Source organism: Brevibacillus sp. B_LB10_24 (genome assembly GCF_046036945.1).
GTDB lineage: Bacteria > Bacillota > Bacilli > Brevibacillales > Brevibacillaceae > Brevibacillus_C.
In genome coordinates this window covers 149,135-170,579 of record NZ_JBJQOQ010000006.1, presented here as the reverse complement: position 1 = coordinate 170,579, position 21,445 = coordinate 149,135, and the positions used below count along the sequence as shown (strand labels likewise).

Below are 21,445 nucleotides of genomic sequence, written 5' to 3'. Positions count from 1 at the left end.
ACCGGGCTGATAAGGGTTGGCAGAAAGCAGCTGATTTGTTGACACTGAAAATCATTATCAATTATAATGATTGAAACGAGATTGGATCACGGGAGATGGTCAGATGTTTGTCCAGGTAAGAAAAATAACAGTCACCGAAGGCAATGCAGATCAAGTGGTACAGCGCTTCAGCGGTGCCGGCATCATCGAACAACAGGAAGGATTTGTCGATTCGACGGTCATGGTGAAAAAGGTCAGACGCGGTGAAGAAGAGGTCATGGTCCTGATCCGCTGGGAATCGGAGGAGCACTGGAAGCAGTGGGAAAAGAGCGACGCCCATATCGCCGCCCATAAGGCAAACCTTGGCAAGCCTAAGCCGGAGTACATCATCAGCTCCGAGGGCGGTTTGTATGAAGTGAAAGCGGTCAAGACGGCCGTTCAGTAAAACACGCAGCTGCAGGTCAGCGCCTGTCGTCAACACGGACAGGTGCTGGCCTTTTTTTGTGTGTTTTCATGTCCAGAGCTCCAGACGAAAAAAGGGGAGGAGAGTTTCGGTTTTTAGTCTGGGAATGTCTGGAATCCCGTCGTATAATGTTGTAAGAAAAAGGAATTTTACGCTGGTCTGCCCACCGCTGTGCAGTACCGTAACACGTGCATGGAGGGGCAGTCGTTCAAATAAAAGGGAGGGGAGAGAACATTTGAAGCGAGCAGGATTGGTATTGGTTTTTGTATTTGCGCTAATGATAGGTACCGCATGCAAGCCAAAAACAATTGAACAGGCGATGGAGCGGGACGTTCCTTTTCAGGTCAATAAACTGATCAAGCAAATACAGCTCGAAGGGAATAAACGCTTGGTTTTTTACACGTTAAACGCTGAAGTAAACTATGGCGATATCGGCAGAAAAATAGATGATATCTTAAACGCAGCGATTTTTAAGGGTAATCCGGAGGAAGGCTGGGAATTCCTTGGTGCTAAAGGATGGAATCATTATACGGATGACGACATGGAGGTTTACGACAGCACGATCCATTATCAAGAAAATCAAGAGACAAAAGACATCGCCGTGATGTTCGGACGGATTCACAATCCCGACATCGCAACAGTAGATGTAGGAAACGAAGAGACCGGGTACATACAGGCAAACCTATTTGAAGCGGACGGCATTCGATACTTTTATAGAGTATATAGCCTGGATGACCTGCGCTGGGAACACAAAGGAACGCCAAGGGAAGGAGAGGCAGTTTCCATAGGGGCAAAAGGGTTTCACGCGAAAGGGATTTCCAAAGACGGTGAGGTTTTGAAATGAAAACCGATAAATAAAGAGTAGGAGCGGGGGGGAAACAAGTATGGGAAGGAAAGTTTATGAATGATCAAACAGCTATATTTTGGTATTATTTTTAATTCAGCTATTATCATTGTATCTTGTATCCACGTTGTTATAGCCCCTTATCTTTTCGTTAAAATTATCAATTTGATCGTAATCATAGCGTTATCTATGGGCGCAGGGGCATTTATTCGAGAATTATTTGTTCAGAAGGAAAAAGCAAAAGCGCAATCAATGAGAAACAAACCTCCACTAGCATAAGTTACAATAGTAGAAATCATAAAATTCTGTTGAGATGATCAAAATGAGTTACGAAACCTATATTGCTACAGACGGAGGGTGAAAGATATGAGTCATTCCATCCCAAAGATCACCACATTTTTGATGTTCTCAGGCCAGGCCGAAGAAGCCATGAATTTTTACACCTCTCTCTTCGACCAGTCGGAAATCATCAGCATCACTCGCTACGGCCCGAATGAAACGGGGGACGAGGGGACCGTGATGCTTGCTGCCTTTTCCTTGAAAGGACAAGTCTTCATGTGTATCGACAGCAACATAAAGCATGACTTTACCTTTACACCTGCCATGTCTCTTTATGTCACGTGCGACACAGAAGAGGAGGTCGATCGCGTCTTTCAGCGCTTGGCTCAAGACGGTTCTGTTCTCATGCCGCTGGGAGCGTACCCATTCAGCGAAAAGTTCGGCTGGGTCGCAGACAAGTACGGTGTTTCGTGGCAGTTAACCCTGGCAAAGAGCGGTCCTGCTTCATGATCAGGCGAAGGTCTTATTCTGGCAAACAGAAAAGGAGAGGAATCCTTTGAAATTCGGGCTTCTTATCGTTGATATGCAGCAGATCTTCTTACGGGATCGGATAGACAATGCAGACGTGGCAGAAGCATGCGAGTACATCAATTACGTAGCAGGACTCTTGCGGGCGAAAGATCAAAGGGTTATTCATATTCAAGACATGGAAGGCTCGGAAGGAGATGCCGATCCTCAGGCGAGAGAGATCATCCCCCGGATCACTGTCGGACATAAGGACATCCGGGTGACAAAGCAATTCTCAAATGCTTTCTGGCAAACCGATCTGGAGCAAGTCCTTCGCCAGGCTGGTGTTGAATTCGTCGTCGTAGCCGGGTTTGCCGCAGAATACTGTGTCACCTTCACCGCTAATGGGGCTGTGGAACGGGGATTCAAAGCCGCTATTCTGCAAAGAGGAATCGTCGGCGAAAAACCGGAGGCTGTCTTCTCGACTTACCGGGATCGACATCTCATTTCCTACCCGGTGATCAAATACATGCTGGACGCCATGACTTGATCCGCTGCAGAACGGGTACAAGGAAGCCGTGACTTAAAAAGAGTCACGGCTTCCTTCCTTTCATTTACTGTTTTATCTCTTCCGTTGCGCCTGCTGCGGCAGTCTTGCCATGACCTGGTTCCGGCGCGATTGCCTTGGCCAAGAGCGAGGCGTAGAACTGGGCGCCTTCGTGGTTGAGGTGGACGCCATCGGGTTCGAAAAACGAGCTTTTGCCGGCACTCGCCGCATACCAATCGACAAGCGTAATGTGGGGGAAGAGAGCAGCTACCTCGGTGATGGTCGAGTTGACGACGCCCTCCCACGGACGGGGAACACGGGTGTTGACCAGTATGATCTGCTCTGGATCGCCGAGCGAGTGCAGCAGCGACATCAGCTGGTTCTTGGTAAAGGAGCCGTTCGTGCCAAGTTCAATAATCACTCGATTGCCCAATTTGCCTTCAGCCTTTAGCTTTGCCACGACTTCCGGGGCTTGCGACATTTGCCGGCCGATCTTGGCGTCGACCACGATGCCCGGCAGAAGTTTTTCCAGATAGGGAGCGACGTCGAGCATGACGGAGTCGCCAAAAGCCGTGACGCCTTCACCCGATTTTGGCGGGATGGAGTCTGGCGAACCGGTCTGTCCCGAATGGCCATCCGTCTGTTTCGGCTCGCCGGCTGACTTTCCGCCGTTTTGCACGGTGCCATCTTGCTTCGCCTGACCGCCGTTCTGCGCGGAGCCATCCTGCTTTGCCTGGCCGCCGTTCTGCCTGGAGGAGCCATCCTGCTTCGCCTGGTTGCTTTTCTGTGCGGAGCCGCCTTGTTTCGTCTGGCTGCTGTTCTGCGTGGAACGATCGTGGTTCGCTTGGTCAGCCTGTTTCGGAGTGTCAGTGGACGAAGGCTTGCCGGCCGGTTCTGCTGGGCTGCCGGGCTTCGCTTGGCTGCTGGCATTCGTGCGGTCGGGCTGCTGCTGGTCAGGACGGGGATTTGGCGGCGTTTTCGCCTGATGCCCGCCGCTGCCGGCAGGGTCTTGAGAGCCGCTCGCTGTAGCGGTTACCGCCGGGTTTGCTACACTGATGACGGACAAACCGAGTGCGAGCAGCCCACACACTGCAGCAGCAGATGCAACCCAACGGATGATCGGCCCGCGTGCCTGCCGATCACGGTATTTTCTCTCTGACCAGAGTCTTCCCAATGCGCCGCGGCGAATCGGATCTTCGACAAACCGCCACGACAGAGCGGCAAGCCCGATGCTGGCTGCCAGTTGGAGGATGGCTCGCGGGACATCGATCCCGTCAGTGTTCACCACAGGGCTGGTCAGTGCGATGACGGGGTAGTGCCAGAGGTAGATGCCGTAGGAACGCACCCCGAGCCAACGCAGCGGCGTCCAGCCCAGCGTGCGGCCAAGCAGGCTCGCCGGGTGGGCGAGTACAGCAACGACGACCGCAGCCGCGATCGACAGCATGACGAGTCCGGCAGGGTAGAGAAGCGGGTCGTACTGATTGGTCTGCCAAATCATCAGCAGGATGATCATGAGTCCGGCACCGCCGGCCAGGTCCAGCGTCACCCGGGTCGCAGCGGAGACATTGGCGGAGAGCTTACGGCTGGGCCAGATCAGCGCCAGCGCGGATCCGATGAGCAGACCGAAGGCCCTGGTGTCTGTGCCGTAGTAGACCCGGCTGGGATCGCTGCCCGGCTGATAGATCAGGGCCATCGCCAGCGCCGAGACGGCCGCTCCCAGGAGGATCAGCCCGGCCAACGGTCCTCGCTTGGGAGCGAACCGCAGCCCGACGTACAGGAAGAGCGGCCACAGCAGGTAGAACTGTTCTTCCACTGCCAGCGACCAGAGGTGGCCGAATGGGGAGGGCGGGCCAAACTGTTCAAAGTACGATACTTGGTGGAAGATGTACCACCAATTGCTGACGTACAGCACCCCTGACAGGAGGTCTCCCTGCAGCGCTATGAGCCGGGCGGGGGTAAAAAGCGCCAGCCAGAGGGTCACTGCGAAAAGCATGACGAACAGCGCGGGCAGCAGCCGGCGGAATCGCCGGAGCCAGAAGTCTTTCAGGTCGAGCCGCCTGCTTTTGGTCCATTCGGCGACGAGCAGGTCCGTGATGAGGTAACCGGACAGCACGAAGAACACGCCAACGCCCAAGAGTCCGCCAGGGGCCAGATCCAGATTGAGGTGGTAGGCGATGACGGCCAATACCGCCAATGCCCGCAGTCCGTCCAAGCCGGCCATGTAGCGTCCGCGTCCTTTGATCGGTTCAGGCATATCGGTTGCCCCCTCTGCCCGTTTTGATGCGCCCTTGTGTCAACCGCTTGTGATTCTGATCTTGTTTCATCTGTACTCTGCCCTCTCCATTACAGTAAATTCTATGTTTTCCCCCAACAGAGGGGTTGCCGCCAAACTTGCCCACATTCGAGGCGTCTCCATACAAAAACCCCAGCTTTCTATGCAGAAAACGGGGTGGCGAAGGGAGCCGGGATCCTTGCGAGAATCCCATGTCCCTTGGTTTTTGATCCGTATCGCCCGTCATCGTGATGTGTTTTTCGCTTGGCGGTCATAGGCGTTCTTTTTGGTAACTTCGTTTTATTTCGGCGGCTGTGGATCGTTGCTTTTACTTCATGGAGAGTACTCCCTTTCCGTTCGTTTTGATACCTCTACTATAGGACGCATCGAATCGGAATTGGTTACAAAAAAATTAAATTTACGACAAAAATTTTCAAAGGCTGCTGTCCGTCTGTTTTCCCTCATTTCGCAGCCGGGGGACATGCCAGCGGAGGACAGCCACAAACCCGGCCAGAATGAGGCCCATTCCAAAAATGGCGTAGGAAATAAAATCGAGGTTGGCCCCGGAGCTGTCTGCCCCGACCCATCCGGGAACGATGCTCGTGGTCAGCACGTATAATCCGGTTCCCACGGCCATCAGTGAATTTTCGACAAAATTCTGTACAGCGATGACCTTGCCTGTGCCGATCATCGGTTTCCCGCGGTCCTGCAGCACGGAGTTCATCGGAACCACGAACACGCCGCCGAAGAATCCGACCACCAAGAGGAAGACCACGGTCACATACAGGTTGTGTACATAAGGAAACGCCAGCAGGATCGGGATCATCAACAGACCGAACCAATAAGAGCGAAAATAATTCCTGGCGGACACGAGGTACGGAGCCGAAAGGGCGCCGATCATGATGCCAATCGCAGTCGAGGCGATGATCATGGAGATCTGCGTCTCCTCTTTTCCGGCAATCAAGAAGGAGCTGTAGGCCAGCGGAATCCAAGCAAAGGCGGCTGTCCGCAGCACAACGGCTGCCATCCAGAACGCTCCTGTGCCGATCAGCGCAAATCTCGTGACCGGATGCCGGAATAATGTGCCGCAGTCCACCGTGAAAAAGCGGGCGGCCTCTCGGGCGTAGTGCAGCCTGCGGTTCCCCTCAAACCGGGGAATGGCGAAGGTCACAGCGAACGAGACGAGGTAAAGGCCGAGACAGATGCAAAGCGATGTGGCGATCCCGAAGGAATTGACCGACAAGCCGCCGGCCAGTGTTCCGGCCAGAATCGCCACGATCGTGTAGCCTTCCAGCTTGGCGTTGGCTTTCAGCAGCTCTTCTTCGCTGTTCGTCAGATCCGGCAGGATGCCGTACTTCGCCGGTCCGTAAAAGGCGCAGGCTATCCCCGTCACGGCGTAGCTCAGCACCGGATGCAGCCCGGCCAGGAAGCAGACAACGGACAACGCCTTCAGCAGATTTCCAAGCAAGAGAACTTTCGACTTCGGGTTCCGCTCGGCGAAGGTCCCGACCACGGGGGCGAGGACGATGTAGGCGACGAGGAAGGCAGCCTGGACGAAGCCGATGTACTTCAAGGGCATGTGCTGGTCGTGAATGATCGCGATGGCGACCAGGATGATCATATTGTCGGCAAAAGCAGATAAAAACTGGGTAAAATTCAACGCGCGAAGCGGTTTGATCACGATGCTTTTCCTCCTTGTTCCGCCCATTGTTTCAGGCTGACGTAATCCGTCTTTCCGCTGCCGAGCAGGGGCAGCTTTTCCACAACCCGGATCGCGGCTGGAAGCAGCAAGGGAGAAAATTGCTTTTCGGCCACGTAAGCCCGCAGCGCCCCAATCTGGGCGGTATCGTCCGAGGTGTAGAGCAGGATCCGCTCTCCTTTGCGCTGATCTTGAATCGCGATGGCCGCGAAATCCGAGTGACCGTAGCATTGGGCGGCCAATTCTTCGACCAGGTTGAGCGAGACCATCTCCCCGGCGATTTTGGCGAAGCGCTTCAGCCGGGATTGGATGGCGAGGTAGTCGTCGGCATCGAGCGAAACCAAATCGCCGGTCGGATACCACTCATCGGCCGGAACGAAACCTTTTCCGTGGATGAGGTAGCCCTTCATCACATTCGGCCCTTTGACCAACAGTTGGCCGCCTGCTGTGATGCCCTCTACCGCTTCTACCCGGGCTTCGACCCCCGGCAGCAGGCGTCCGACCGTCCCCCGCTTGTTTGCCAGCGGAGTGTTGAGCGAGAGGATCGGGGAAGTCTCCGTCGCTCCATACCCTTCAAAAATCCGCACGCCGAATTTGTCCATCCACATCTGCCGCACGTCGTCTTTCAGCTTTTCCGCTCCGGCAAAGACGTAGCGAAGCGAGTAAAAGTTGTAGGGGTGAGCCATCTTGCCGTAGGCCGAAAGAAACGTGGACGTGCCGAACAGGAGCGTAATGTTCTGGTCGTAGCAAAGCTCCGAGATGATCTTGAAGTGGAGCGGACTAGGATAAAGGTAGACCGGAATGCCCGTGACCACCGGCAGGAGCGTGCCGGCCGTCAGTCCGAAGCTGTGGAACATCGGGAGCGCGTTTAACATTTTGTCTTTTTGCGTCAGGTCGATTACGCTTCTGACTTGCTGGATATTGGCGTACAAGTTGTCATGTGTCAGCACGACGCCTTTTGGCTTGCTCTCGCTCCCCGAGGTGAAGAGAATCAGTTCACGATTGCCCGCCTGCGCCCGCTGCCTTGTCAGATAGCGGCAGAAGGCTGCCAGTTTATCCAGGAAAGAAGCGGAAGCTTTGACGTCCTCCAGGTAGATGATTTCGACCTGCTCCTGCAGGCCTGTGATCACATGCTCCAGCTTGCCTTTTTCAATGAACGCCCGTGAGGTCAGAATCGTCTTGATCTCTGCCGTCTCACAGCAATCCAGGAGAGAGCGAATCCCCAGCGAAAAGTTCAGGATCGCCGGAGTCGTCCCGATCCTAAAAAGGGACAGCAGGGTGATCAGCTGGCCGATCGAATTGGGCAGAAGCACGCCGACGTTTGCTCTGCCGGCGAGCCGTGTCTTCAGCTTGCCGCCGAGCAGGTAGCTGCCGATCAGCAAGGTGCGATACGAGACGGCAGCGGTCAGGTCACGGGCGATGACTTGCTTACGTCCGGCCATCTTGGCTGCCAGAAGCACTTCATCGAACAGGTTGACCTCCTGCTTCGTCCGGGCCTGAAACAGAGCGGATTGCATCGTGCGCAGGATAAAGTCGCTCGCGGCCGCCTTTTGCTCTCTCATCGGCACGTTTTCCCGCTTTTCCAGCGTGAACGGTGTCCCGATGGAGAATGTCACTTTCGGGAACCAGGAGAGCCGCAGCTTGCCTTTCAGATAGGAGAAGACGGAACGTTCCAAACCCTCGATCGCGACGGGATAGACGGCAGCGCCTGTTCGCAGGGCGAGGTAGCCTACGCCGCTGTAGATTTTCATCAGGCCGCCGGTCGTCGTGATCCGCCCTTCCGGGAAAATGACCAGCGATTCGCCGCTCTTGACGACCCGGATCATCTGCCGGATCGAGTAGGGATTCAGCGGGTCAACGGTAATGTGCTTGCGAAAGCGCAGAAAAAACGAAAACTTTTTCGCGATTTCCGTGTTGGCCACAAACGTCACCTGGGCGGGCAGGGAAAAGGACAACAGAACTGCATCCACCAGAGAAACGTGGTTGGGGATGATGATCGCGGGCCGGGAAAAATCGATGTTGGAAAGCCCCTTGATCCGGGGGCGAAACCAGAGAAGCAAGACGTACTTCAGCATTGCATGCAGGAGAAACATAAAAAACCACACCCTTTAGAAAAGAATGATTGCTTATAGCTTTCATTCTAAGGTGTGGCAAAAGTAAAAAAAGTACCAACTTTGCATAGTACCGGGGTCAAAAGTCTTGGGACCAAATTCAGAACAGCCGTTTTTGCTTGGCTTTGGCGGCCGCTTCTTTGCTCGTTTTGACGCCCATTTTTTTTAGAATCCGGTTGATGTGGTTTTTGATCGTCCGCTTGGTGATGTGCAGGGTTTTTTCGATTTGCGATTGGGTCTGCCCCTGGTGAATGAGCTGCAGCAGCTCCTTTTCCGCCGGAGACAGCAGCTTCTGGTCTTCCTCGTTTTTCAGCCGCAGAAATTCCTGGCGCAAAACGGCGGCAGCTGTAGGATGGATCGACGATTGACGGCTGTGGGCGGTGCGAATCGCCTCGGGAATCTCCTTGAAGTCGGACTTTCCGATGTAATTGACGGCCCCTGCGGAAAAGGCCTCGATGATCACATCATCCGCTGTCAGGGAGGTGAGCATGATCAGCTTGCAGTCGGAGCGAAGTTCGGTCAGCTCCAGTGCCGCTTCGATGCCGTCGAGATTGTTCTCGGTCAGATTGATGTCCATCAGGACGACATCGGCATCCATCTGACGGAACCACGCCAGGGCCGCTTCCTTGGTCGGGGCGGTGCCGACGACGGCGAGATCCACCTGCTTTTCCAGATAGTCCGCCAGACCCTTTAGCCAGTCCGGGTCGTCCTCAACAATAAATACGCGTATTTTCTCCATGAAGCGCCTCCTTGGCAGCGAAGCTCTCCGGCGAGACGACGCGCTTGCGCGGAAAGTACAGGAAGATCGTCGTTCCTTCGCCGGGGAGACTGTATATTTCTAATGAGCCCTGGTGTTTTTGCATCGCGTTGTAGCAGTAGGACAGTCCCAGTCCGAAGTTTTGACCGGTCTTCTTGGTCGAAAAAAATGGGTCAAGCACGTGGGGCAGGTTCTCTTTGGCTATGCCGACTCCTGTGTCCGATACGGCGATGGCCAGGTGCTTCTTGGACAAAAACACCTGAAGCGTGAGAGTTCCGCCTGTCTTCATCGCTTCGAGGGAATTGTGGCAGAGGTTGGTAAGAATCTCCCTGAGCTGTACGGCATCGCACTTCAACCATAGCGCATCATCCAGCTCGGTGACGACATCGATATGCTGCGCGTCGATGTACGGCTGAAGATCGTGCAGCACCAGCCGGGCGACATCGCTCGGGTTGACGACGGACTCCTGCAGCGCCACCTCCCGCAGCTGCCCCTGAATCCGGTTCATCATATCGAGGAGATGCTGGGCTGAATTCATCAGGACCCGGACATCTTCCCGCAATGCCACCTGGTTCGTTTCTTCGGCGTAGGAGTCGATGCGGTCTGCATACAGCGAGATTTTGCCCACTTCATTTTTAATCGTGTGGTTGACGATTTGCGCTCCCGAGGTCATTGCCCGCAGCGTGCTGTCCAGACGGCGCTTTTCTACGCGCAGCTTCACACCCAGGAAACCGTATTTCACACTAATGAATAAAATCAGCAGAAACTGGATTCCGACGATCAGGCTGTTGTAGCGCCAGGCGTCATAGTTGTTTTGCGTCCGCATGATGTAGATCAGCGTGAAGACGAAGACCAGCGGAACGATGATCAGGATGTTGGTGTACAAGCGGTTCCGTTTGACCAGCGGGTCTTTTTCATTCCGGTACAGCTGAACGAGGATCCAGCAGGCCGCGAGGAAATACGGGATGACCCACGCGATCATGATCCAGTAGTTGAACTGCAGCACGGGATAGATCGGGGTAATCATCAGCATGATCAGCGGCGGTACCAGAGCGGCGTACTGGATGATTCGCTTCGACGTCCGGGTGAACGTTTCGCTGGAGTGAACGGCAAACATCAGAAAGCAGTACGGAAGCCCGACCTGACAGATAAAGGAGGCCAAGCGGCTGCAAATCTCCAGCGCCGCCGCAAGTGATGGATGCTGCGCGGCGTAATGCTGCATGTGGGGAAACAGGGTCTCATCAATCACGGCGGAGAAAAAGCCGCCGCCTCCCACAAATGCCGTGGCACTCGCAAAGCGGGTAGAGGTTCTTTTCGGATCGGTGAAGAGCACCAGCAATCCGAGTGCCCAAATCGCCAACAAAACCAAGACCATCATGTCGGAATTCTCCTGTCAATTTGATACTCTCATTATAACCTACACATGCTCTTGGCGGTTTAAGGTTTTGCAAACAGGGTGAGTTAGCATGAATCGCTGGGAATGGAAGAGTTGGAAGAGTGGTGGAGGGAAGGTAGCAAGAACGAAGCGATGTCATATAGAAATAGTCGAAGCTGAACTAATTTTCCAAAGTAACCAAATAAGGGGTGTACTCCCGCAACAGGTGGCTCAGCAGCTTTTCCTGGTAGTCGGATAGAGCAGAAAAGACGAATTCTACCTTTCCATCCAACTGCGGACGAATATAAAACTTGGAAAAATGGGTCAATATCAGCAGTTCCTGAAAGTCATGAGCGTTTACCTGACTTAGCCGAATAATGGTTTTCATTTCCTTTCTTTCCTCCTTTGCCATCTACTAAAGTAACAAGAATGGAAGAGAGAGGAAACAGGTAATTGTTACAGGCTGACGTCGAATGTTTTACGAAATAGTGAACAGAGTGAGCATGCCGCTCACCCTGTTCACCATTTCGCTCTAAAATAAGCTGCCGATCAGCCCTGCGACAATTCCCAGGACAATGACGCTGACCGCGAAGAAAGCAAGTACTTTCGCCGGAAAAGCCTTTCGCACCAGCAAAATCGAAGGCAGACTGATAACCGGCAGGGTGATCATCAGCGCCGCGGCCGGGCCGGTGCCCAGCCCCATGGCAATCATGCTCTGTACAATCGGAATTTCCGCGGCAGTCGGGATCACAAACAGCGTACCGGCGACTGCCATCACTACGATCAGCCAGAAGCTGTCCGCCAGATTCACGTCCATCGCCGGGAACAGCCAGGCGCGGGCGGCGCCAAGGGCCAGCACGGTCAAGATGTACAGCGGGGTCATGCTGAAGACCATCTTGCCTAAAGCCTTGAGCCAACGAGTCAGGAAGCTGCCCTCGTCAGGCAGTGCCTCCGGTTGGAACGAGGTCGGCAGCGGTTCTGCGACAGACTGGTCTTTTGCCAGCCGATTGGCCAGGGTGGTGACCCCAAACACCAGAACAACGCCGAGAACGAAGCGCAGCAGGGTGAACTTCCAGCCCAGGACAAAAAACATAAAGATGAGGACGGCCGGATTAAGCGCGGTATTGCCAAACCAGAAGGCTGCCGCGGAACCCACCGAGCTGGAGCACTTGCGCAGCCCGGAGACGATCGGAGCAGCACAGCAGGTGCACATCATGCCGGGCAGCGAGAGCAAACCGCCCCGTAACGTGCTGGCGAAACGGGTTGATCCGAGCAGCCGTGAAATCCAATCGCGCGGTATCAGCACCTGTACGAGTGAAGCGAGGATCGCCGCTACCAGGAGCGCTTTCCACACCGCGAGAAAATACGTAACGGAATAACTCCAGGCCGCTTCCCATGAAGGAGCGGGAATGCCGGAGCTGCCATCCAGAAGAATCGATTTGCCGATGGAATGCTCTTTTGCCGCCGTGAGCGTTTTGTAAAAATACGGCTGCCACTTGGCCCAGAACAAACCGGCCGCAGCCAGGGCAAAAAAGAGGAGAATCCCGGCCCAGGTGCGAGCTGTCCAGGCAGAGCGGGCAGGGTGTTGATCTTGGGTAAGATTCGGTTGCATCACAATTTTCCCCCCTTTCTTTTTTCTATTATAATGGTGTTTCAGCTCTCTTACAAAAAATTGAAAATTCTAATCCCCGAATGATACAGTATGGATAGGAAGAGCGCAGCTCTCCTGTACGAAACGGAAACGGTTGTCCAACGTAATTATAAGGTACAGGGAAAATCCCGTAAACAGACATCATTGTCTACGAAAGACCCAAGGTGATGAAATGAGAAAATGGCTGATAGTGCTTTCGCTGCTTCTGCTGGCCGTGCTTGGCAGCGGGTGCTCAGGCGACAAGGAATACTCGATGGATCGGGCGGATGTGAAGGCATATGTGATGCCGGACGGCGATTTATACGTGGAAGAAATCATGGCGTATACCTTCAAAGGGCAGTTCAACGGCATGAAAAGGTATATCGATTCCGGACAGGAAGGAATCGAATTCTTTGAAGCGTACATACCGCCGGAGGGCAAACCGCTTGGCACGTTTTCGTACGAAGGTCTTCCGCGGCTTGAAGTGACGAGGGACGACAGCAATGATACGTACTATATTTTCAATTCGGCCAAAGATGAAACGAAGCGGGTTTATTACCGCTATCGGATCGATCGTGCTGCCTCGCGGTACTCCGAGACCGGCGAGCTGGATTGGAAGTTTTTTGAGAATAATGTCCAGGACATTCATCACGTCTCCATCGACATCGTGCTTCCCGAAGGGTTCAAAGAAGGGGAGGTTCATGCGTTTCTGAAGGACAGAACCGGCGGAACGCTGACGGACATAGAGTCGCCTGTGGTTCACTATAAGAACGAGGTACTGGCGGCAAACGGGAATGCGGAGATTCACGTGCTGTTTCCGTCGTCATTCCTGGCAGATATGCCGATCAATCCCGCGAATGTTTCCCTGACCGAAATCCTGAATCGGGAAGAGAAGTATGCACAGAAATTGGCGGAAAGGCAAGTTACATTCGGGCTGGCCGCAACACTTCTGCATGGTCTAAGCATTGTTCTCCTCTTCGCGACAGCGGCCGTCCTGATCTGGTGGAGGAAAATCCCGGCTTGGTTCGGCCGCAAGTCCATCGCCCAAGAGGAAGTCGAACAGATCGATCCACTGGCGGCCACTTATTTGTACCGTAGAGGAAAATTGAAGGAAAAGGATATTCTGGCCGGGCTGTTCTCCCTTCGCCGGCGGGGCCAGCTTACCCTGGAGGAAGCTGCGCCCGCCAAACGGTTTTTGGGTGACCCAAAAGCGCCAAAAGTGAATCTCAAGTTCGTCTTCCGGGGCAGTCCGGAGCAATTGCCCGGCCCCGACCGCATGATGGTCAAGCGGCTGTTTACCCAGCATGGCCGAATCTACTCCTATACGATCGATAAGTATACCGGGCCTACGGACAAGGAGAGGAAGGCGGGGAAAGGTCTCGGAGCATACCACAAACGGTGGCAGCAGTTGAAAAGCTTCCATGAAGAGTGGTACTTAGCTCTCGCCGAGAGTGAACCATATGTCCATTATGCCAGGGACAGCTTCCCACCCCGCCTGTTGATCCGCGGGTTGGCCTGGGTCCATGCAGTGACGATCCTCTGCCTGTACTACATGGATGTGGCTTCAAGGGGCGGACTTGTCACAGCAGGCGGATTGCTGGCCGCAGGTGCTATCTGGGCTGGCTTTCGAGGAGCGCGCAGATGGCGGATGTTCGTCTATTTGCTCGGGTGCTTTTTTGCAGCCGCTTTGCTTCAGTACGACTTGGCCTTCGGTGCTTATACCGGGTTCCTCGCTTGCAGTTTTGTGTTCGCAGCTGCGATTCCCGATTCGACACTTTCATGGGAAGCGGCCCGTCTTCGCTGCGCCATCTGTGCTTTCCGCCGCCGATTAAAAGCTGGAAAATGGACGACAGAGAGCGAGCCAAACCGTTTGGAACGGCTGACGGAGCTGTCGCTTCTGCTGGAAGCTGTGCCGTCCTCTCTTCGCCGCGAAAGTCAGGAGGGCTATGAGGCGGACAGCGAATTGTCGCCTTTGCTTGGCAGCGCCGGAATCTCAGCCTTCCTGTATATGCAAAGCCATCCGCCGGCTAGAATGAATCATCTTTATTCCTCATCGGGAGCGGGATCGGATAGCGGAGGCTACATCTCTGGGGATTCCGGAGGAGGAGGTGGAGACGGAGGGACAGGGGCTTTCTGAAATGGAAATAAATGGTGAAAGGAATGGAAACATGAAAACAAAAACCATGGCGGTAAATTTTACCGCGCTGGGCGTTGCCATCAATCTTGTCTTGGCTTTCTTCGTTCAGACCTTTAAAATTCCGCTGCTGTTCCTCGATACGATTGGCACCGTCCTGGTCGCCGTACTGTTCGGACCCTGGTGGGGAGCGGCTGCCGGCATGCTAACGAACCTGCTGCAAGGCTTATCCAATCCAAAGGGAGTGCCCTTCGTCATCGTCAGTGTCGTCGTCGGGCTCTTGGTCGGTTTCATCGCGAGAAAATTCGATTTTCGCAAGTGGTATGTGGCGGTCGGGACGGGAATCCTGCTCTCCATCGTGGCCCCGCTGATCGGGACGCCGATTGCCGTCGCTGTGTACGGAGGATTGACCGGCAGCGGCACCGACCTGCTCGTACTGTGGCTGCGCGCGACCGGAGAAGGGATATTTGCTTCCACCTTTCTGTCGCGCATAGCGGGAAATATCGTCGATAAAATCGGCACTTGTCTCTTCGTCCTGTTTTTGCTCTGGAGAGTGCCGCTGTTTCAGCAGTTTATGTTGAAGGGAGATAAGATCATTGCGCAGAAGCCGTAAAATCCTCGTCGTCTCACACTGCATCCTCAATCAGAATACCGTTATCGAAGCAGAAGCAAGGGCAATGGGGATGATCCCCTCTGTGACGGACTGGGCGCTTGACCAGGGGTACGGGATTGTTCAGCTTCCCTGCCCGGAGTTTACCTATCTGGGCCTGGACCGGCCTCCGATGACTTATCAGCAGTACGATACCCAAGAGTACCGCAGCCACTGCCGCAGGATTCTCCAGCCGGTAGTCGACCAGCTCCTCGCCTACAAGAACAGCGGGTATGAATTGATCGGCACCGTCGGGATTGGTTCCAGTCCTTCGTGTGATCCCGGCAAAGGCGTCTTTATGGAGGAATTTCAAAGCCTGCTGGCGGAAAACGATATCACACTGCCCAATTGGTGGTATTTGCCTGATACCAGCGACCCCGTTTTCCAGCCGGAGACGCACAAACGCGACTCGGTATAAGCGCGATTCGTTGTTATCCATTCCGAGTTTGGATCTTCTTGTCCAAGCTCTTTTTCTTTTCAACGGCGCAAAAGTTCATATTTGGTTCACAAACATGTCGTATGATTGTTTTCGCCGGCTGGCTGATAAAAATAGATGGTTTGGGGAGAAGCGAAATGAAAATAAATCGGAAGAATGTGCAAAAGACGGGTGACTGGCGTCAATTTTTACATTTGATCAAGCAGACGAAGCCTCCGGTGCTGCCGATGTATGTGGCGCTGTTCCTGAGTCTCGTGGCTACCGCAGCCGGACTTGCCGTTCCGCTGTTTACAAAAAATCTGGTGAACAGTTTTTCCTTGTCTTCAATCGGCAGCGGGCAGATTACGATCCTGATCATAGCCTTTATCGCCCAGGCGATTTCCGGGGGGCTGTCAATTTACCTGTTAAATCACTTCGGACAAAAGATCGTCGCTGGCCTCAGGGACCGGCTGTGGAAGAAGCTGCTCGCACTGCCTGTGTCTTATTCGGACGATCACCATACAGGGGAGACGATCAGCCGGATGACGAACGACACGGGCGTGGTCAAGGGACTGATCACCGACCACTTGACGAACTTTTTTACCGGGATCATCTCGATCGTAGGATCCGTCATCATTCTGCTTGCGCTCGACTGGAGAATGACTTTGCTGATGCTGACAGCCGTGCCGCTGTCGATGCTGATCCTGGGTCCTTTGGGAAAAAGAATGCACAGCATTTCCATCCAGATGCAGGATGAAACAGCGAAGTTTACAGCAATCCTGACACAGGTGTTGTCGGAGATCCGCCTCGTCAAGGCGTCAAACGCCGAACCGGTGGAGTACAAGCGCGGAAAGCAGGGGATCACCAATCTGTTTCGATTCGGTTTGAAAGAAGCGAAAGTCCAGGCGCTGATTGGCCCAGTGATCATGTTCGTCCTGATGATGCTGTTGGTCGTGATCATCGGGTACGGCGGGATGAGGGTCTCCTCCGGGGCGATGACGGCAGGCGATCTGGTTGCGTTTATCCTCTACCTGTTTCAGATCGTCATTCCCATGACGCAATTGACCGCTTTCTTTACCGAGTTTCAAAAAGCGATGGGCGCGACGACGCGGATCATCGAGACGCTGAACGCTCCGGAAGAAGATTACACGACCGGACGCACGCTGGAGGACACCAGCCAACCGATCGTACTGGATGGCGTAACGTTCGCCTATAAACCGGGTGAAGTCATTTTACAAGGGGTCAGCTTCGCCGTAGAGCCGGGGAAAGTGACGGCGATCGTAGGCCCGAGCGGGAGCGGAAAGACATCCTTGTTTTCCCTGCTGGAAAGGTACTATCAACCGGCAGAGGGCGTGATACACTTGGGAAGAGAACCGATCGCGAATTTTTCACTGCAGTCGTGGCGAAGCCAGATCGGTTACGTGTCACAGGAGAGCCCGCTGGTCGCCGGTACGATCCGCGAGAATATCTGTTACGGCATGGAGCGCACCGTCAGTGACGATGAATTGAAGCAGGCAGCCAAGATGGCTTACGCTGATCAATTTATTGATGATCTTCCCGATGGATATGATACGGAAGTCGGAGAACGCGGAATCAAGCTGTCAGGCGGGCAGCGCCAGCGGATCGCCATCGCCCGGGCGCTCTTGCGCGACCCGAAAATCCTCATGCTGGATGAAGCGACGTCAAGCCTTGACAGCAAATCGGAATTCGTCGTGCAGAAGGCGTTGAACAACCTGATGCGAGGACGGACGACTCTTGTGATTGCCCATCGCCTCTCCACGGTTGTGGACGCCGATCAGATCCTGTTTTTAGACAAGGGGCGGATCACCGGAGTGGGAACACACGAAGAACTGCTGCGCTCTCACGAGATGTACCGTGAATTTGCCCAGCAGCAATTGCGGATGAGTGAAAAGGAGCTGGTGCAGGAGATATGACGAAAATACTGGTAGTCGACGACGATCCGCATATCCGGGAATTGGTCAGTCATTTTCTGCAGCAAGAAGGCTTTGACACGTATGAGGCCTCCGACGGCGTGGAGGCCCTCTCCACGCTCGAGTCGGTTAAAGCAGACCTGGTCATCCTCGACGTGATGATGCCCAATATGGACGGCTGGCAGCTGTGCCGCGAGCTGAGGGCGCATTACGACCTTCCTCTGCTCATGCTGACGGCCAAAGGGGAGACCATGCAAAAGGTAAAAGGGTTTGAGCTTGGCACGGACGACTATCTGGTCAAGCCGTTTGAACCGTTGGAGCTCGTCGCCCGCGTGAAGGCGCTGCTGAAGCGCTACCGGATCGCGGCGTCCCAGACTGTGCAGATCAACGAGCTGCTGCTCGACCGCAAAACCTATGAAATCTCCGTCCGGGGAAAAAGCTTGGCGCTGCCGCGAAAAGAGTTTGAGCTCCTGTTCAAGCTGGCCGGCAATCCGGGCAAGACCTTGTCGCGGGAACAGTTGATCGAGCAGATCTGGGGGTATGACTACGAGGGCGATGAACGGACGGTCGATGTCCATATCAAGCGGCTGCGGGAGAAGTTTCCGGAATCCGAGCATTCGTTTAAAATCAGGACGGTTCGCGGATTAGGATACCGCCTGGAGGTACTGGCTTGAAAAGGTTGGAAAGAGTCAAGCGAACAGCGGGCATCATCTCTATCATCCTGTACAGCGTTCTCTGTTTGGCGGCCGCTTATTTTCTCACCACCTACATCATCGCCCGATTTGGCTTCCATCCGTCCGACTTCTCCAAGCAGTTGTCTACCTCCGTTCTCGGATCTGTTTTCTTCATGCTGTCTATTTGGATTATCGGCACGATCATGCGTCCGCGGCAGACGGCCTTTTTCATGATATTCATCGACGCGCTGCGGCGGATCGCCAAGGGAGATTTTAACGTCAAGGTACAAGTCGACCAGGGCAGGAACGATCCGTTTAGCCAGCTGGCGGAAAGCATCAACCACATGGCGGTCCAGTTGAGCGAGCTGGAGCAGATGCGCCAGGAATTCATCTCCAATGTCTCCCACGAAATTCAGTCCCCATTGACTTCGATCAGCGGCTTTGCACTTGCCCTGCAAAATGATGAGCTTACACCCGAAGAGCGAAAACACTATCTTGGCATCATCGAGACCGAGTGCAAGCGGCTGTCCAAGCTCAGCGAGAATCTGCTCAAGCTTACCTCGCTCGAATCGGAACACCACCCGTTCGAGCCGAAGCCGTACCGCCTGGACAGACAGCTGCGAAAGCTCGTGCTGGCATGTGAACCGCAGTGGACCGAAAAAGCGCTGGAGATGGATATTTCTCTTGCTGAAATCACCGTAACTGCCGACGAAGAACTGTTGAGCCAGGTGTGGGTCAACCTGATCAGCAACAGCATTAAATTTACGCCAAACGGCGGAGAGATCAGCATTCAATTGGCGAGAAGCGGCAGCGAGGCTATCGTGCGGATCAGCGATACCGGGAGCGGGATTGCCCCGGAGGATCAGGAGCATATTTTTGAGCGGTTTTACAAGGCGGATAAGTCGCGGAATCGCACGGTCGGCGGGAGCGGCTTGGGTCTGTCGATCGCAAAGAAGATTGTCGAGATGCACAAGGGAGAGATTTATGTCCAAAGCAGCCTGGGGCAAGGTACTTCCTTTACCGTATGTCTGCCGGTGAACCCCGCAAGTGATTTGGAAAGGTAAGCGGCAGCCGCCGATCTTCATATAAAAGCCGCAACCTCGAGGTCACGGCTTTGTCCTTCATCCGGACGGATTTTCCTGCCAGGGGATCGGCCGGGCGGCTGGAATCGGGTACTGTTCGTCAGGTTCTCCGGCGTGTGCCCGCGATTTGTCGGTCGAGCCGACGGGCAGCGTATCTTCCCTGGCGTATACCGCTTCCTCTCTGGCAGATGGATTCCCTGTTTCTTTGTCGCTCATGGAAATTGGTCACCTCCTGGCTATAGCGTAACCAGTTTCCAGGAGGGAATGAGGCTAAAAGAATAATGTTTCCCCGTCGTCGGGAATCAGGATTTTTGTTTGCAAATGGTTTTTTCTGACATATTTCCGGATTTCTTTTCGGGTCAGGACGGCATGGTTTACCGCGGAGGGCTGTTTCCTTTTTGTGAGGCGGCACAAAACGCGTCTGCTATTTTTGTCCGGCATGCATATGGCAGGAGCATCTCAAAAAGGGATAAAATTATTTTGAAATATCGTGTAAATCTTCGGGCCCTAGAAGTGTCAGCGAAGATGATGAGTGAAAGCGAGGGGTCAAATGTGGATGTACGAGAAGCGATCCGAACCAGGAGAAGTACCCGTTCGTTCAAACCTCAGGCGCTCCCGCCGGAAGCAATCGATGCGATCAAAGACGCCATTCTGCACAGCCCGTCGGGGAGCAATGCCCAGGAATCCCACTTTGTGGTCGTACAGGATCCTCTGCAGCTGCGGCGAATGAAACGGTTTGCCCAAGGCTTGTCCGGGCAGCCTGCCGCTGTGCTGGTCCTGTGCTCCAACCAGACGGAAGCGCTGCAGCGGGGCGGTATCGACACGGCCGAAGTGCTGCGGTTTGTCAATTTGGGCATTACGGCAGCGTATGTGCTGCTGGCAACCCAGTCTCTGGGGCTCGGCAGCTGCCCGGTACGTTCGTTTCACCAACAGGCGATCAAGGAAATCCTCGGTCTTCCGCAGGATGTAGAACCGGAGCTGCTGATCAGCCTGGGATATGCGGACCAGCCGCCGAGACCGAAGAACAGCAAAGCGGCGAGGGAGGTGATCTCGTATGACCGGTATGGAGAATACCGCGACTAAGGAGGAACTGCGCAGGCTGCTTCGGGATTATGTCGCCTATGTTTTGACAAGTGCCAGAGGCTTGTACCGCGAGCCGGCCTCCTACGGTCCCATGCGGATGGTGGATGCCATGGAGAAATCCGTAGCACTGATGCGGGAACTGGGGCTTGCGGATGAGGAATTAGATGAGACTCTGACAGTGATTCGGGAGAACCGCTGGCGGGCGATGGACCCGGAAGGCTTTTCCCAAGCGTTGGACGAAGCCATTCACTTGCTGGTGAGATCAACTTTGAAGGAAAGCGAGGGAGAAGAAGCATGATGAAAAAACTGGGCATGATAACGATTGGGCAGGCACCGCGCACAGACGTGGCGCCGATTATCGAGAAGTATATGGACGGACGGGCGGAACTCGTCCAATCAGGGGTGCTGGACGGTTTGACGAAGGAATGGATCGAACAAAATTTGGCCCCTGAGCCCGGGGATTACGTCCTCACCTCCCGTTTGACCAACGGCGACAATGTCGTGATGTCACGCGAGAAAATCCAGCCCATCCTGCAAGAGAAAATCTACCAGTTGGAAGAGATGGGCATCAAACAAATCCTGCTGCTCTGCACCGGCGTCTTTCCGGGACTGGCCACCAGGCAGTCTTACCTGATCGAGCCGGATCACATCATCCCGCCGACAGTCAAAGCATTGGCGGGGGAACGGCGGCTTGGCGTATTGGTGCCGCTGCCCGAGCAAAAGGAAAACCTGAAGCCAAAGTATCTCCCCTACGGGATGACTCCCGCCTTTGCCGTCGCTTCTCCCTATCACAACGACCGGGAAAAAATGGAGCAGGCGGCCGATGAATTAAAGGAAAAGGCGGATCTCATTTTGCTGGACTGCATGGGGTATACGGAAGAAGCGAGAGAGCTGGTATCGAGGGCTTCCGGTTTGCCGGTGATCCTGTCAAATGCACTGATCGGAAAATTGGTGTCGGAAATGATCTAATGGGAAGGGACGTGATTCGTCCCTTTTTTGTTGATTGACAAATTC

22 protein-coding genes are annotated in these 21,445 nt (G+C 54.3%); 14 read left to right on the top strand and 8 right to left on the bottom strand.

Translation table 11 applies throughout. From position 1 onward, the window contains the following. Positions 1–103: 103 nt before the first annotated feature. The 5 genes from ACI7RC_RS08455 to ACI7RC_RS08435 all read left to right on the top strand — a co-directional run bounded on the left by ACI7RC_RS08455 (position 104) and on the right by ACI7RC_RS08435 (position 2,622). Positions 104–424, top strand: a complete 321-nt coding sequence (locus ACI7RC_RS08455) for an antibiotic biosynthesis monooxygenase family protein (protein WP_408107799.1) — start codon at positions 104–106, stop codon at positions 422–424. A 253-nt stretch (positions 425–677) separates the two neighbouring features. Next, positions 678–1,286 carry a hypothetical protein gene (locus tag ACI7RC_RS08450; RefSeq protein WP_408107798.1) on the top strand — a complete coding sequence of 203 codons (609 nt, stop codon included), beginning with the start codon at positions 678–680 and terminating at the stop codon, positions 1,284–1,286. A 60-nt stretch (positions 1,287–1,346) separates the two neighbouring features. After that, positions 1,347–1,565, top strand: coding sequence for a hypothetical protein (locus ACI7RC_RS08445; protein WP_408107797.1), 219 nt, complete (start codon positions 1,347–1,349; stop codon positions 1,563–1,565). A gap of 87 nt (positions 1,566–1,652) precedes the next feature. Then, positions 1,653–2,075: a VOC family protein gene (locus tag ACI7RC_RS08440; RefSeq protein ID WP_408107796.1), complete on the top strand. Its 423-nt coding sequence runs from the start codon at positions 1,653–1,655 to the stop codon at positions 2,073–2,075. 46 nt (positions 2,076–2,121) lie between these two features. Continuing rightward, complete coding sequence (locus ACI7RC_RS08435) at positions 2,122–2,622, top strand: isochorismatase family protein (RefSeq protein ID WP_408107795.1); 501 nt, start codon at positions 2,122–2,124, stop codon at positions 2,620–2,622. Between the two features lie 64 nt (positions 2,623–2,686). On the opposite strand, the gene ACI7RC_RS08430 is transcribed toward ACI7RC_RS08435, so the two are convergent. The 7 genes from ACI7RC_RS08430 to ACI7RC_RS08400 form a co-directional block, all read right to left on the bottom strand. Then, on the bottom strand, positions 2,687–4,873 hold the full coding sequence (locus ACI7RC_RS08430; RefSeq protein WP_408107794.1) for an acyltransferase family protein: 2,187 nt from the start codon (positions 4,871–4,873) through the stop codon (positions 2,687–2,689). A gap of 451 nt (positions 4,874–5,324) precedes the next feature. Then, complete coding sequence (lplT, locus tag ACI7RC_RS08425) at positions 5,325–6,572, bottom strand: lysophospholipid transporter LplT (protein WP_408107793.1); 1,248 nt, start codon at positions 6,570–6,572, stop codon at positions 5,325–5,327. Further along, positions 6,569–8,683 (bottom strand): AMP-binding protein, encoded by a 2,115-nt coding sequence (locus ACI7RC_RS08420; protein WP_408107792.1) that lies wholly within the window; start codon positions 8,681–8,683, stop codon positions 6,569–6,571. Before ACI7RC_RS08420 ends, lplT begins: the two co-directional genes overlap by 4 nt. A gap of 118 nt (positions 8,684–8,801) precedes the next feature. Next, positions 8,802–9,440 carry a response regulator gene (locus ACI7RC_RS08415; protein WP_408107791.1) on the bottom strand — a complete coding sequence of 213 codons (639 nt, stop codon included), beginning with the start codon at positions 9,438–9,440 and terminating at the stop codon, positions 8,802–8,804. Then, complete coding sequence (locus ACI7RC_RS08410; RefSeq protein WP_408107790.1) at positions 9,412–10,836, bottom strand: sensor histidine kinase; 1,425 nt, start codon at positions 10,834–10,836, stop codon at positions 9,412–9,414. The genes ACI7RC_RS08415 and ACI7RC_RS08410 overlap by 29 nt, the downstream gene beginning before the upstream one ends. 178 nt (positions 10,837–11,014) lie before the next feature. Further along, positions 11,015–11,221 (bottom strand): hypothetical protein, encoded by a 207-nt coding sequence (locus ACI7RC_RS08405; RefSeq protein ID WP_408107789.1) that lies wholly within the window; start codon positions 11,219–11,221, stop codon positions 11,015–11,017. 144 nt (positions 11,222–11,365) lie between these two features. Then, positions 11,366–12,445, bottom strand: a complete 1,080-nt coding sequence (locus ACI7RC_RS08400; RefSeq protein ID WP_408107829.1) for a permease — start codon at positions 12,443–12,445, stop codon at positions 11,366–11,368. Positions 12,446–12,656: 211 nt separating this feature from the next. On the opposite strand from ACI7RC_RS08400, the gene ACI7RC_RS08395 reads away from it, so the two are divergent. The 6 genes from ACI7RC_RS08395 to ACI7RC_RS08370 all read left to right on the top strand — a co-directional run bounded on the left by ACI7RC_RS08395 (position 12,657) and on the right by ACI7RC_RS08370 (position 19,330). After that, positions 12,657–14,600 (top strand): DUF2207 domain-containing protein, encoded by a 1,944-nt coding sequence (locus ACI7RC_RS08395; protein ID WP_408107788.1) that lies wholly within the window; start codon positions 12,657–12,659, stop codon positions 14,598–14,600. 31 nt (positions 14,601–14,631) lie between these two features. Continuing rightward, entirely contained in the window at positions 14,632–15,210 is a 579-nt protein-coding gene (locus ACI7RC_RS08390; protein WP_408107787.1) for a CD3073 family putative ECF transporter S component, read from the top strand. Next, positions 15,194–15,664, top strand: a complete 471-nt coding sequence (locus ACI7RC_RS08385) for a CD3072 family TudS-related putative desulfidase (protein ID WP_408107786.1) — start codon at positions 15,194–15,196, stop codon at positions 15,662–15,664. Before ACI7RC_RS08390 ends, ACI7RC_RS08385 begins: the two co-directional genes overlap by 17 nt. A 155-nt stretch (positions 15,665–15,819) precedes the next feature. After that, positions 15,820–17,595 (top strand): ABC transporter ATP-binding protein, encoded by a 1,776-nt coding sequence (locus tag ACI7RC_RS08380; RefSeq protein ID WP_408107785.1) that lies wholly within the window; start codon positions 15,820–15,822, stop codon positions 17,593–17,595. Continuing rightward, a complete protein-coding gene (locus ACI7RC_RS08375) occupies positions 17,592–18,266 on the top strand; it encodes a response regulator transcription factor (protein ID WP_408107784.1) in 675 nt (224 codons plus the stop codon). Before ACI7RC_RS08380 ends, ACI7RC_RS08375 begins: the two co-directional genes overlap by 4 nt. Continuing rightward, complete coding sequence (locus ACI7RC_RS08370; protein WP_408107783.1) at positions 18,263–19,330, top strand: sensor histidine kinase; 1,068 nt, start codon at positions 18,263–18,265, stop codon at positions 19,328–19,330. The genes ACI7RC_RS08375 and ACI7RC_RS08370 overlap by 4 nt, the downstream gene beginning before the upstream one ends. A 57-nt stretch (positions 19,331–19,387) precedes the next feature. Here the strand turns inward: ACI7RC_RS08370 and ACI7RC_RS08365 are convergent, their stop codons facing one another. Next, a complete protein-coding gene (locus tag ACI7RC_RS08365; RefSeq protein WP_408107782.1) occupies positions 19,388–19,564 on the bottom strand; it encodes a hypothetical protein in 177 nt (58 codons plus the stop codon). Between the two features lie 336 nt (positions 19,565–19,900). On the opposite strand from ACI7RC_RS08365, the gene ACI7RC_RS08360 reads away from it, so the two are divergent. From ACI7RC_RS08360 to ACI7RC_RS08350, 3 genes are read left to right on the top strand one after another with little or no spacing between them, the layout of a single operon-like run. Then, on the top strand, positions 19,901–20,431 hold the full coding sequence (locus ACI7RC_RS08360) for a nitroreductase family protein (RefSeq protein WP_408107781.1): 531 nt from the start codon (positions 19,901–19,903) through the stop codon (positions 20,429–20,431). Next, a complete protein-coding gene (locus ACI7RC_RS08355) occupies positions 20,403–20,729 on the top strand; it encodes a DUF6092 family protein (RefSeq protein WP_408107780.1) in 327 nt (108 codons plus the stop codon). Before ACI7RC_RS08360 ends, ACI7RC_RS08355 begins: the two co-directional genes overlap by 29 nt. After that, entirely contained in the window at positions 20,729–21,400 is a 672-nt protein-coding gene (locus ACI7RC_RS08350) for an AroM family protein (protein ID WP_408107828.1), read from the top strand. Before ACI7RC_RS08355 ends, ACI7RC_RS08350 begins: the two co-directional genes overlap by 1 nt. Positions 21,401–21,445: the final 45 nt, after the last annotated feature.